This window comes from Thioflexithrix psekupsensis (assembly GCF_002149925.1).
Taxonomy (GTDB): domain Bacteria; phylum Pseudomonadota; class Gammaproteobacteria; order Beggiatoales; family Beggiatoaceae; genus Thioflexithrix; species Thioflexithrix psekupsensis.
This window is the reverse complement of the sequence record NZ_MSLT01000012.1, coordinates 553,022-565,924: the sequence shown is the minus strand read 5'-3', so window position 1 is coordinate 565,924 and position 12,903 is coordinate 553,022. Positions and strand designations below refer to the sequence as shown.

Below are 12,903 nucleotides of genomic sequence, written 5' to 3'. Positions count from 1 at the left end.
TTAATCCGTATTGTTATATAAATCAATAGTTTCTACGTGCGACTGTTTTTTGGACTTCGCGCCGTCGTTACGTTGGTTTTCAATATAGTCCAAATAACCTTGATCCACATCGCCCGTAATATATTCTCCGGTAAAGCAAGAAGTATCAAATTGTTTAATACTCTTATTGCCTTTGCGGGCGGCAGCGATAAGGTCTTCTAAATCTTGATAAATCAACCAATCGACTCCGATCAATTCCGCAATTTCTTCTGTGGTGCGATTGTGGCCGATGAGTTCATTGACGGAAGGCATATCAATGCCGTAAACATTGGGAAAACGCACGGGAGGCGAAGCAGAAGCAAAATAAACTTTTTTCGCGCCCGCATCGCGTGCCATTTGCACGATCTGTTTTGAGGTATTGCCACGCACGATAGAATCATCTATGAGTAACACGTTTTTATTACGAAATTCCAATTCAATCGTGTTTAATTTTTGCCGTACCGATTTTTTACGCATACTCTGGCCGGGCATGATAAAAGTACGTGGAATGTAACGATTTTTCACAAAACCTTCGCGGTATTTGCGATTTAAGGTATGGGCTAGGGATAAGGCAGAAGTTCGGCTGGTGTCGGGAATGGGAATGACCACATCAATGTCGTGATCGGGAAAAGTACGTAAAATCTTCTTGGCTAAGGATTTTCCCATGCGTAAGCGGGCTTTATAGACCGAAATACTGTCAATAATCGAATCCGGACGCGCCAAATACACATGTTCAAAAATACAAGGGCAATAATTACTCTGATCGCTACACATACGAGTAAACAAACGCCCTTCTCGACTGAGATAAATCGCCTCACCCGGTGCCACATCGCGCACCAACTCAAAACCCAGAATATTCAGTGCCACACTTTCCGAAGCCACCATATATTCCAAACCTTGCTCTGTTTCCCGCTTACCAAACACCAGTGGACGAATCCCATTGGGATCACGGAAAGCCACAATTCCGTAATGGGTGATCAAAGCCACCACCGCATACGCGCCACGACATCGCTTGTGAACGCCTGCAACCGCGTTAAAAATATCGTCTTCGTTTAAATTTAACTTACCTTGTTTAAGTAATTCGTGCGCAAACACGTTTAATAACACTTCTGAGTCAGATTCAGTATTGATATGGCGTAAATCTTCTCGGTAAAGGTCTTTTTTTAACGAATCGGCATTGGTCAAATTCCCATTGTGCGCTAAGGTAATGCCATAAGGGGTATTGACATAAAAGGGTTGTGCTTCGGCAGTGGTAGAACAGCCTGCGGTAGGATAGCGCACATGACCAATGCCCATATTACCTTTTAAACGCACCATGTGGCGCGTATGAAACACATCACGCACAAGACCGCTGTCTTTGCGCAAATACAATTTATCGTCTTCACAGGTGACAATGCCCGCGGCATCTTGGCCGCGGTGTTGCAAAACGGTTAATCCGTCGTAAATGGCTTGATTGACGCTGCTTTTGCCGACGATTCCAATGATTCCACACATAGTTATTTCGACTCCAATTTGTAAGACCTCATGCGCTGCGGCGGGCTTTTTATTATAGGCGATTATGACATGATTGGGTGGAAAAGGGTTGAAAGACGGTAACTCTCCATGCAACCCAAAAAGGCGGCTGTCACGAAGCCACAAACCATACAATGTTAAGTCAAGTAAAATGGGAATGATGCAGCCATTCCCACTCTATTTTAGATTACTCTTTTTTCGTATCAAACGAATGAAGCAAATGCGAAATCATACTTTGCGCCAATTCATGTTCACCGAAAAACACATGTTCAATGCCTTCATTTTTCAAAAGAGCCATTTCTTCATCGCTGTGCGTGCGCACCAAAATATCAATATTGGGGTTTAACATACGCGCCACTTCAATCATTTGGCGCGTGCGCACCAAATCAGAAATAGCAATGACTAAAGTTGCCGCGCGTGCCACATGCGCTTGAATCAACACCGCCGGATCAGCCACATCTCCCACCACTGCATGAATACCGTGATCGCGTAATTTTTCTACTTGTTCTCGATTCTGTTCAGCCACCACCACGGTCATGCCGTTGAGTTGTAAGGCTTCGGCAATGCGTCGCCCAACTCGCCCATATCCCACCAAAACCACATGTTTACCGATTTCAGCCGTTTCTTTGGTCATGGGCAGTTCAGCCAAAGGATCATCGGGTTTTTCTAATTTTCGCGCCAACTTAGAGCGACGCAACACCCAATTTTGTACAGGCTTAATGGTTTGGAAAATAAAAGGATTAAGTGCTATGGAAATAATCGCACTGGCTAACACAACGCTTTGATTTTCAGCGGAAAATAGTCCTAACTGTACGCTTAAACCCAATAAAATAAAAGAAAATTCCCCAATTTGCGCCAAACTGGCAGAAACAATCAACGCCGTGTTCAACGGATAACGAAAGGCTAACACCAAACCAAAAGCCACCACCGATTTACCGATGATAATGATTAATACCGTGGCCAATACATGGCCGGGTTGTTCAATAAATACTTCAGGGTCTAATAACATGCCTACGGAAACGAAAAATAACACCGCAAATGCGTCACGTAAGGGTAAAGATTTCTCAGCGGCACGATGGCTTAAATGGGATTCGCGCATCACCACGCCCGCAAAAAACGCCCCAACGCAAAAGAAACCCCAAATAATTCTGAAGAAACATAAGCAATTCCCAACGCCGCACTGATCACACATAAAGTAAATAATTCCTGCGATCCCGTTTTAGCCACTTGCCATAATAACCAAGGAAAAAACCGTTTTCCGATCACTAACATTAAAGCGATAAATAGAGTAATTTTAATGATGGTTTTTAATAAAGAAAAAAACAAATCAGGTCCCAATACCACATTAGTGCTGCCACCTAAAATTAAGGTCGATAACGGCGGCAATAACACCAATAATAGCACCATGACTAAATCTTCAACAATTAACCAACCAACGGCAATTTGTCCATTAACGGATTTTAAAATATTATATTGTTCTAAGGCTTTTAATAACACCACGGTACTGGCGACAGAAAGCGATAAACCAAACACCAAACTTTCGCCAAATTCCCAATTCCAAGTCTGCGCGACAAAAAAACCTAATAAAGTTGCCGTAGCGATTTGCAACATCGCCCCCGGTACGGCAATTTTACGCACCGACAATAAATCTCCCACAGAAAAATGTAAACCCACACCAAACATCAATAACATCACACCAATTTCTGCCAATTGCGCCGATAATTTTAAATCAGCCACAAAGCCCGGTGTGGCAGGGCCAAGAAATGCACCCGCTAATAAATAACCTAATAACGCAGGTAATTTTAAACGTGTTGCAATAAAACCAAAAATAAAAGCTAACGCTAAACTCACGGCTATCGTTGTAATTAAGGCAATATCATGGTGCATATTATTTTCCGTGTATAAAAACTAAACCTTGCAGAATATGGCTAATCACACCTAAAAAATAATTCATGGTGATTTTTCCAAATAAAGCGGCTTTAACAATTTTAGAATCTCTCGATTGCTGGCAAGGTCTAAAGCGGTGAAATCATCTTGGCTTTTTAAGCGGTGATCCGCACCGTGTTTCAATAAAGCCTTTGCCACTTCTATTTTACCGGCCGAAGCCGCATACATTAAGCAAGTTGCGCCTGCCGCATTTTGGTGATCGATCTCTACGCCCGCCGCCACTAAACGATCAATAAATGTTATATTATCCCGAAAACAAGCAAACCAAAGACTATTATTACCATCATGATTGCATTGATTAATGTCAATTAATCCAGAAGCTAATAATTCCTCCGCAATCGCCACTTCATTACGCATAATGGCGCAGGCTAAAGCATTATTACCATAACCATCTACTTTTGCCCAATCATCAGGCGTAAAACCATTGCTGTGTAACCACGTTAAAACAGCAGAAGAAGGAGTATAAGACATGATTGATTCTCTATTAAAAAACCCACGTTTTAGCGGGTTGACCAGGGATTTCTTCTACCAATTTCGGCACTAAATAGCCTGATAATTGAGACTGTAATTGGCGGTGTAATTGTAAAGCCTGCGCTTTGGGCACATCAAAATGCGCCGCACCACTGACTTTATCTAATAAATGCAAATAATAAGGCAACACTCCCCCCGCAATCAGGGCTTCTGATAACTCCACTTGGGCTTGTAATTGATCATTGACTCCGCGCAATAACACCGCTTGATTTAATAACTGCACTTTTGCCATGCGTAAATCAGCTAATTTTTCATACACTTCGCTGTTAAATTCATTGGCATGATTGGCATGAATCACCATAATCACCGTTAAACGAGTCTGACTTATCCAGTCTAATAATGCCGCATTAATACGCAACGGCAACACAATCGGTAAACGAGTATGAAAACGTACCCGTTTTAAATGAGGAATATGGGCTAATTGTTCCATCCATTGCCGCAATTTATTGTCAGAGAGAATTAACGGATCGCCACCGCTTAAAATAACCTCTTCAATTTGCGTATTGTCACGCAAAATAGTTAAGGCATTTTCCCATAAAGGTGCGTTTAATTGCGCTTGATGATAAGGAAAATGACGGCGAAAACAATAACGACAATGTACCGCACATGTTCCTGTGCTAATGAGCAACACTCGTTTGGCATATTTTTGTAAAATGCCCGTAGATTGAGGCATTATCGAATGAAACGATTGTTCTGCCAATGGATCAGCGTGATAGCCATCAACCTGCGCCAATTCTTCCCCCAAAGGCAACACTTGACGCAACAACGGATCGTGCCAATCGCCACGTTTCATGCGAGCGCAATAGCTGTGAGTGACTTTGAGACGAAAAGTCGCCACGGCGCGCTCGGCCGCGGGCAACTGGTCAGCAGGCAACTGTAGTAATTGCCATAAAACGTTGGGATCGGTAATGGCGGTGGCTAAAGCCTGTTGCCATGATTTAAACTCAGTTGATGCCACATAAAACATATTTTTTACTTAGGCCAACCACGTTTCCAACGTCCATTGTTCTGGACGACAAGAGAGAAACACGGCCGCATCGTCGTGCCAATTGCCAACGACATAGCGATAGGCCTTTGTTTCCCCTAACATAAATTCATGAATGGCAGGACGGTGCGTGTGGCCGTGGATTAGGGAATTGACGTGACGTTGTTGCATTAATTCACACACCGCGCTCAAGGTGACATCGGTGATCAGGGTATCTTGTTGTTGTGTGTAATGCTGGCTTAAATGGCGCGCTTGCCGTGCCATGTCGCGGCGTTGCGTTAAGGGTAAACTTAAAAACTGCGTCTGCCACTCTGGCGAACGCACTTGGCGACGAAACGTTTGATAGGCGATGTCTTCCGTGCAAAGTGTATCACCATGCAGCAATAAAGTGGGTCTGCCGTAGATGTCGGCGATCACGTGATCGGTTGTGTACAATTGCCCCCCTAAGCGTTGCACCATCGCAGGCGTAAGCAAAAAATCACGATTGCCGCGCATCACGGTTAAATGTAAACCCCGTTGGGTTAAGAGTAACAGAGTATCCATCAGCGGTTGTAAACTTTCTACATCGTCGTCATCACCCAACCACGTTTCAAATAAATCACCAAGAATATACAAACTCTCAGCCTGACAAGCCCGCTGTTGTAAAAAACGAATAAATAAATCTTGTAGTGAGGGGTGTTCTGGGCTTAGGTGCAAATCAGCGATAAATAAAGTTTCTGGCATGTTTATCATCCGCATTTTATGAAATATTTTTGCCGCTATGGTAGCATGATCATCGCCTTTTAATACAGATTTGATGTGAAAAATGCGAGGATTTGGGGGGATTGAGGTTTTATGACTCAATACGGGTTGCATTGTTATCGCTGTTGTCTAACCCTTGATTTTGCCATTTTGGTAATTATCTCTAGCGAGGTGTGGGTTATTGGCTTAGGTAAAGAGCCACACTTTGTTTCTCTTCAACTTATTTTTTCGGAGTAAATACGGCATGAGTGCGTTTAACAGCGTAAAAGATTGGTTAAATCAACAAAAAACCTCGGTTTCTGAGGGGATTTCGCGTTTTAAAAACAAAGAATTTATGGAAGCTGTTGTGGCAGGTTGTGCTTTTGTGGCCTGCGCCAACGGCGAAGTGAAAGCCGAAGAAAAACGCAAAATGGCAGGTTATATTGAGCGTTCTGAAGAATTGCGCGTTTTTGACATGAAAGATGTTATTAAGGCGTTTAGTCACTATGCGGATGGTTTTGAGTTTGATTTTGTTATTGGCAAAGGCGAGGCGATGAAAGCGATTGGCAAACTCAAAGGGAAAGATGAAGCCTCTCGTTTACTGATTCGGGTTTGCTGCGCGATTGGGATGTCGGATGGTGATTTTGACGACGATGAGAAACAAGCGGTACGGGAAATGGCCACTGAATTGGGATTAAATCCCAGCGATTTTGGTTTGTAATAATGATGAATAACCCGTTGACTGGTTAAAGGTTTAACGGGTTTTGTTTTATCTGAGAAAATTAAGGAGCTTATAGTGACCACTTTTAACAGTGTGAAAGATTGGTTTAATCAACAAAAAACATCTATTTCTGAGGGGATTGCGCGTTTTAAAAACAAAGATTTTATGGAAGCAGTCGTGGCGGGTTGTGCTTTTGTGGCTTGCTCTGATGGTCAAGTTAAACCCGAAGAAAAACGCAAAATGGCGGGTTATATCGAACGTTCTGAAGAATTGCGGGTTTTTGACATGAAAGATGTCATTAAATCGTTTAATAATTATGTAGAAGGCTTTGATTTTGATTATTTAATCGGTAAAGCTGAGGTAATGAAGTCGATTGGCCGCTTGAAAGGTAAAGATGAAATGGGACGCTTATTGATTCGGGTTTGTTGTGCGATTGGCATGGCGGATGGGGATTTTGATGACCATGAAAAACAAGCGGTACGGGAAATTTGTCAAGAGTTGAATTTAAGCCCGCAAGAGTTTGGTTTGTAAAACAAAGTCGGTCGGGATAAATCTCACGTAAACTATTAGGCGCAGTCGCCAATTTATGCGATAATGTACAAATATACAGTATTGGTTTTAACCGTTTCATCTGCCACGTGAGTAACACATAATGGACGACAGCAAAAAGAAAGCCCTCAGCGCGGCCTTAGGGCAAATTGAAAAACAATTCGGCAAAGGCTCTGTCATGCGCATGGGCGATGTCGGAGTTATACAAAATATAGAGACGGTGTCTACTGGCTCTTTAGGATTGGACATTGCTTTGGGGGTGGGAGGCTTGCCGATGGGACGGGTTGTAGAGATTTACGGCCCAGAATCGTCAGGAAAAACCACTTTAACCTTGCAAGTTGTGGCTGAAATTCAGAAAAAAGGCGGAGTCGCTGCCTTTATTGACGCAGAACACGCCTTAGATCGCCAATATGCAGAAAAATTGGGCGTAAATGTCGGCGAATTGCTGCTGTCTCAGCCAAATAATGGTGAGGAAGCCTTAGAAATCACTGATATGTTGGTGCGCTCTGGCGCGGTAGATGTGGTGGTGGTGGACTCGGTTGCGGCTTTGACTCCTAAAGCAGAAATTGAAGGCGAAATGGGCGATTCGCACATGGGTTTGCAAGCGCGCCTGATGTCTCAGGCTTTGCGCAAATTGACCGCAAATATTAAGCGTTACAATACCTTAGTGATTTTTATTAACCAGATTCGTATGAAGATTGGCGTGATTTTCGGCAGTCCCGAAACGACTACGGGTGGAAACGCGCTTAAATTTTACGCTTCGGTGCGTTTGGACATTCGCCGCATTGGTGCGATTAAACGCGGCGATGACATTATTGGTAACGAAACCAAGGTGAAAGTGGTTAAAAATAAAGTGGCTCCGCCATTTAAAGAGGTGGTTTTTGACATTTTGTATGGTGAGGGGATTTCACGAGAAAGCGAAATCATTGATCTGGGCGTGAAAGCCGGCATTGTGGATAAAGCTGGCGCGTGGTACAGCTACAACGGCGAGCGCATCGGCCAAGGTAAGGACAATGTACGTAACTTTTTAAGAGAAAAACCCGATATGGCCAAAGCCATTGAGCAGCAAATTCGAGAAAAGTTATTGACCAGCAGTGTGATCAATGCCAGCAGCGCGGGCAGCGAGGATGAAGTGCTGATAGAAGATGACTTGCCGCCTGGGGAATAAATCCAGTTTTAATATTCGCTAAACTGAAAAACGGCTAAACCAAGATTGAGTTGGTTTGGCCGTTTTTCTTGTCTCAGTCTCAAAAAACTACCAACACGCACTGGGGTCTTCGCCTTCGGCGGCTTTTTTCCCTGTGGACGTGATGATTAATGCGGTACATTTGGTGTCATCAATCGCTTGACGACCATAAGGCTTGGCGGTTAGGGTGTAGTTGCGGCGGAAATTCTCGCTTTCAATCGACAATTCATAAAACTTACTACCCGCATTACCTGCATAGTAAGAAGAGCCTTCTTTTATAATACGGTCTCCCACGTCTGATCCCAAAAGCTCGGACAGGCTACTGGCATAACGATTATTATCCGCGTAAAAAATCTCTTGACGCTGCGTCAACTCCAGCAACGCACCAGTGGCGGTGCTGCGATTGGCGCGTGTTATTTGTTCATTGTACATCGGATAGGCAATCATCGCTAAAATCGCCATGATCGCCACCACAATCATCAATTCCATCAGAGTAAAACCCCGTTGTTGCTGCAACTCACGCATATTATTTTCACACTCCTGAAAATGAAGTCTTTGTTAAATCTTAGGATAAACTAATTACGCACCTGAACGGTCGTGGTAAAAATACGGTGACGATAACCTTGTTCATTGGTTAAATTATCTCGCATCGGCTGGTAGACAACATCAGGGTCTAAAGTGAAAGTGTAGCTTTCTGGATTCGTGACTTCGGGTAAAGTGCCTTGAAAATTCGGGGTGCGCATGAGTAAGGTGATTCGCACACTCACCACTCTTCCAATGACATTTTGCGTGATCGGCACGTAACGGTTGGCAACTCCATCCCCAGGACTATCCGTATCTACCCCAAAACGCACTTGTAAATTTTCTACGCCATCAACCAGTAAGCGCATATTTGGGGGATTATTGGGGTCGGTACGGAACAAGGCAAAACCATCAACCCGATCCCGTGCCGAATCATTGTCGTCCTTGTCAATTGCCCGTACTTCGTAACGAATCACACTTTCTTCGCCCGAAAACAAATCCACCGGACACCCATAAGTGCGCTCAAAACTGCCTTCTATTCGGACTTTATCGCCTGTACGAGCAGCCACACGATAAACACGCCCTCCTCCACAATCTGCCAAAACCAGCGAACTGCCCAACGGATAGTCCGCATTGGGTAGGAACAGTTCTGATCCTGTGGAAGTGTTCAAATTGCTAATATTGGTTGCCGCATTGGTATTCACTGAACCATCACATAAATTCGTAGAACGTCCCAACGTGGCAACTTGTAAAATATCGGATGCCGGTTCATTTTTCCCAGCGTTAGCGGTTTTCACTGTGGGATTGACCAAATAAGTGCCATCAGCCCCACGAAATGCAGTGATAATTGATTCATTGTCCCACCCCCGAATCGGCGCAGCCGCCGCCAATCCCATAGGACGTGACGCAGAACATCCATAAAAACCCGCCATTCGCACATTAAAAGCAATGTCATCCAGCGCAAAACGCGCATTTTCTTGTAACTGCCCCAACTCATCTTGTAATAAGTAGGTACGTTTACTGCTTGACATGATGGTCAAAACGCCCGCCATTAAGATCAGGCTGATGACCAAAGCAATCATAATCTCAATGAGGCTGAACCCTCGTTCAGTACGGTAATTTTGGCGCATCGGTTTATGCGGAAACGCTCACAGACTGCAAGCAGGGATAGCACGTCAGTGTGGACTGACCCATTTTCCGCTCTCCTTTTCTATGATAATGCTATCTTAAAATAAATACAGTGTAAACGCTGTGATTGGCACATCACTACAATTGTAAAACCCATGCCTGAGTGATCTGGGTATCATCGCTTTGGGGATTGATCCAACCAATACGAATATGATAACGCCCGGGTACAGCATCGGCTTCAATTTGCGCCACGCCCGAAGGTAAATTTTCCCGAATGCGGGCAAACCAATTGTCTAAGTCGTAAGCCGCTAATTCTTCAGGGGTACAATCGGAAGTGTCACATTTGGTATTGTAGTCTTGACCGCCGGGGCCTTCATCAGTAAATCCTGACGAAGGATGGACATAAGCACTGGCAACCTGTTGATTATGACGCATTTTGTCCATCATATCATAAGCCAACCACGTGGCTTGCGTGCGGACATAGGCGCGATAATTGGCTTGTTGTCCTGTGGTTTGGAGTGCGGCAATCCCCAACAAACCCACTGACAAAACAAGCAACGCCACCAACATTTCAATCATAGTAAAACCGTTGGGACGAAATAACTGTTTGTTCATCATGTTGTACTCCATACCAAACCCAAATCATCCAAAATCAGTTCATTAACTGTTACAATCAAAATGGCGATCCCGTAAACTCACTCGCCCCGTATATTCGACCTCAATGCGGCGGCCAGCAAGATTAGACTGGCTATCGGTGTGGCAAATCGTCAGCAACAGCGGGCTAGGTAAATTAACCTGTCCTCTGGAATAGGCGATTTCGCTGATTGCGTTATTGGCCGTCACCAGAATGCCATTATCAAATTCAAAACGTCTTAATTCTTCTTTGACTCCGCCCCGCTCCAAAGACAACACCCAACCATCGCCCCATTCATTGGAAGCACTGATCGACTCAATACGCAACACGGCTGAACTGCCTTTGACAATCGATTCATTACGGGCATAATTAAGAGTACGCACTAGGGCATTGGTTTTTGATGTAATTTGATTGCTTTGCAGGGTTCGGCGCATTTCTGGCACCACCAAAGTGACAAGAACACTAAGAATAGCCACTGCAATAAATAATTCGATTAATGTAAATCCAGCCTGTTTTTTCATGATTTTTAATCCATCTTTATTGCAAAACCAACCCATCATATCAGATTGGTCTATGTTGTTACCTCAAGAATAGGTGATCGCCACCACACATCACAGCACGGGAAGCATTAACGGTAAAATAGAGTAGCATAAGTGGTCAGTGCATCAGGTGATGATAACATTCAACGAGAGTTTAAATAAATATTACATTACTTTTATTGGGTAAGTTAAAATTAATCATGCGGATAGGTCTGCATTTGTTATCATTAAACAAAATCCACTCTCTTTACACAGCGAGATAATGATGAAATTTCCTTATGGTTTAGCCGATTTTGCTGCCGTCATTAGCGAAGGTTATTACTACGCTGATCGCACGCAATATATTCATGAATTTGAACAAGCGAGTAAATATTTATTATTTCTCCGTCCGCGCCGTTTTGGTAAAAGTTTAATTTTAAGCATGTTAGAAAACTATTATGATGTGCGTAAAAAAGATCAATTTGAAGCCTTATTTGGACATTTACATATACCAAAATTATGTGAGATATAAAAACAAATTAAGTTTTAATATCTAGCTAGATATTAGGTATAAGATACTGTTTAATTTTATTAAACTTAAACACTTTACCTGACAAAAAGGTCTCAAACATACTATACCCAAAAGATGTGGTTCATAGAATCCTTAATTTGTCAGAATCAGAATTTACAGAATTAAAGAATTTTCAAAATTGACTCTTGCAAGTCGTTTATTTTCAATAGATTTTTTACTCTTTAATTCTGAAAATCCTAAAATTCTGCAAATTCTGATTCTGACAGAAAAATTTTATGAATGGCTTAATTTTGGTATAGTGACTTCTTTAAAGCTTGATAGACGATGAAAATTCTTTCTGACCCAATTCTTACCTTGAAGCCAAATATCCTCGACTGGATTTTGCTCTGGGGCATTGGGCGCAAATCTTAATAAACGAACTTTCCATTCTGATTCTGGAAGTCCCCCATTTAATTTCTCTAAATAAGTTCTTAAACCTTCAGAACGATGATAACTTGCACCATCCCAAATAATCACATGACGGGCTTCTTTATATCTGTAAATGAGCCAGTTAATAAAGTCTATCGTATATTTTGTATCAGCTTTCTTTGCCCTATCTAAAATAAATTCTCCCGTATAAATATTCACCGCTCCATACCACGTTTGAGAAGTGCGATAATTACTCATCTTTATTGACGTTCTTTCTCCTTTTTTCGACCAAACATAACCACAAATATCTCCCCACAACTGATGGCTTTCGTCTTGCATCCAGTACATTACCTCTCCACTTTCTATCTGTTCACGCTCCTTATCTATTAAATCCTTAATCTCTTTTTTTTTAGCTTCTACTTTTACCTCATCTTTTGCCGAATTCTCTTTGTGTGTCTTCTTATAACTTAAATTCGCTTCTTCTAATAATTTAGTATAAGAAGTATTTGAAGAATAGAAAACATCATACTCCTCTTTTAAGTATCTCTTTAGTTCCTCTATTGTTATTGTCTTCTTTTCTTGTATCCAATTAATCACATCTTCTCGTTCACGCGGCTTTAAATACCCTGGCGAGCCTTTATACGCTAACTTTAATCCTTCCACCCCTGACGCTAAATAAATGGCTTTCCATTTATCCACAAATTGCACACTGACACAACACGCTAAAGCCGCTTCCGCACGCACAAAACCAAGCAAAGACATTCTTACTGCCATCGCTCGCTTCACTTCTCTCGCTTCACCTGTTGACATTAACTCTTCTAAATCTTCATATCTTTTGTTCATTATTCTCTCCTATTTGAAAAGTATTATTATACGACTCTGAAAAAATTGGTACAGAATCAAAATTGATTCTGGCAACTCGTTTATTTTCCGTAGATTCTTTATTCTTTAATTCTGAAAATCCAAACAAAAAAAAAAACGCCACGAAACTA

General features: G+C 42.5%; 14 protein-coding genes and 1 pseudogene. 4 read left to right on the top strand and 11 right to left on the bottom strand.

The window, feature by feature from the left end; all coding sequences use genetic code 11:
* The 6 genes and pseudogenes from purF to TPSD3_RS07605 form a co-directional block, all read right to left on the bottom strand.
* Complete coding sequence (gene purF, locus TPSD3_RS07625) at positions 1–1,512, bottom strand: amidophosphoribosyltransferase (RefSeq protein WP_086487974.1); 1,512 nt, start codon at positions 1,510–1,512, stop codon at positions 1–3.
* 205 nt (positions 1,513–1,717) lie between these two features.
* Positions 1,718–2,164 carry an NAD-binding protein gene (locus tag TPSD3_RS18325; RefSeq protein ID WP_245391567.1) on the bottom strand — a complete coding sequence of 149 codons (447 nt, stop codon included), beginning with the start codon at positions 2,162–2,164 and terminating at the stop codon, positions 1,718–1,720.
* Positions 2,165–2,314: 150 nt separating this feature from the next.
* Positions 2,315–3,417, bottom strand: a pseudogene (locus tag TPSD3_RS18320) (cation:proton antiporter domain-containing protein); the annotation flags it as partial.
* Between the two features lie 63 nt (positions 3,418–3,480).
* Positions 3,481–3,948, bottom strand: a complete 468-nt coding sequence (locus tag TPSD3_RS07615; protein WP_086487973.1) for an ankyrin repeat domain-containing protein — start codon at positions 3,946–3,948, stop codon at positions 3,481–3,483.
* A gap of 13 nt (positions 3,949–3,961) precedes the next feature.
* On the bottom strand, positions 3,962–4,975 hold the full coding sequence (epmB, locus tag TPSD3_RS07610) for an EF-P beta-lysylation protein EpmB (protein ID WP_086487972.1): 1,014 nt from the start codon (positions 4,973–4,975) through the stop codon (positions 3,962–3,964).
* 9 nt (positions 4,976–4,984) lie between these two features.
* Positions 4,985–5,716: a UDP-2,3-diacylglucosamine diphosphatase gene (locus TPSD3_RS07605; protein ID WP_176329781.1), complete on the bottom strand. Its 732-nt coding sequence runs from the start codon at positions 5,714–5,716 to the stop codon at positions 4,985–4,987.
* A gap of 262 nt (positions 5,717–5,978) precedes the next feature.
* On the opposite strand from TPSD3_RS07605, the gene TPSD3_RS07600 reads away from it, so the two are divergent.
* From TPSD3_RS07600 to recA, 3 genes are all read left to right on the top strand, one after another.
* Complete coding sequence (locus tag TPSD3_RS07600; protein WP_086487970.1) at positions 5,979–6,434, top strand: tellurite resistance TerB family protein; 456 nt, start codon at positions 5,979–5,981, stop codon at positions 6,432–6,434.
* A gap of 75 nt (positions 6,435–6,509) precedes the next feature.
* Positions 6,510–6,965 carry a tellurite resistance TerB family protein gene (locus TPSD3_RS07595; RefSeq protein WP_086487969.1) on the top strand — a complete coding sequence of 152 codons (456 nt, stop codon included), beginning with the start codon at positions 6,510–6,512 and terminating at the stop codon, positions 6,963–6,965.
* A gap of 121 nt (positions 6,966–7,086) precedes the next feature.
* Entirely contained in the window at positions 7,087–8,151 is a 1,065-nt protein-coding gene (recA, locus tag TPSD3_RS07590; RefSeq protein ID WP_086487968.1) for a recombinase RecA, read from the top strand.
* Positions 8,152–8,238: 87 nt separating this feature from the next.
* Here the strand turns inward: recA and TPSD3_RS07585 are convergent, their stop codons facing one another.
* From TPSD3_RS07585 to TPSD3_RS07570, 4 genes are all read right to left on the bottom strand, one after another.
* On the bottom strand, positions 8,239–8,694 hold the full coding sequence (locus TPSD3_RS07585) for a type IV pilin protein (protein WP_086488421.1): 456 nt from the start codon (positions 8,692–8,694) through the stop codon (positions 8,239–8,241).
* 50 nt (positions 8,695–8,744) lie between these two features.
* A complete protein-coding gene (locus tag TPSD3_RS07580; protein WP_086488420.1) occupies positions 8,745–9,821 on the bottom strand; it encodes a PilW family protein in 1,077 nt (358 codons plus the stop codon).
* 136 nt (positions 9,822–9,957) lie between these two features.
* Positions 9,958–10,437 (bottom strand): type IV pilus modification protein PilV, encoded by a 480-nt coding sequence (pilV, locus tag TPSD3_RS07575; RefSeq protein ID WP_176329780.1) that lies wholly within the window; start codon positions 10,435–10,437, stop codon positions 9,958–9,960.
* 42 nt (positions 10,438–10,479) lie between these two features.
* A complete protein-coding gene (locus TPSD3_RS07570; protein WP_176329779.1) occupies positions 10,480–10,974 on the bottom strand; it encodes a GspH/FimT family pseudopilin in 495 nt (164 codons plus the stop codon).
* Positions 10,975–11,254: 280 nt separating this feature from the next.
* Between TPSD3_RS07570 and TPSD3_RS07565 the strand changes: the two genes are divergently transcribed.
* A complete protein-coding gene (locus tag TPSD3_RS07565; RefSeq protein ID WP_217884398.1) occupies positions 11,255–11,503 on the top strand; it encodes an AAA family ATPase in 249 nt (82 codons plus the stop codon).
* A gap of 273 nt (positions 11,504–11,776) precedes the next feature.
* On the opposite strand, the gene TPSD3_RS07560 is transcribed toward TPSD3_RS07565, so the two are convergent.
* A complete protein-coding gene (locus TPSD3_RS07560) occupies positions 11,777–12,754 on the bottom strand; it encodes an IS630 family transposase (protein WP_086487964.1) in 978 nt (325 codons plus the stop codon).
* Positions 12,755–12,903: the final 149 nt, after the last annotated feature.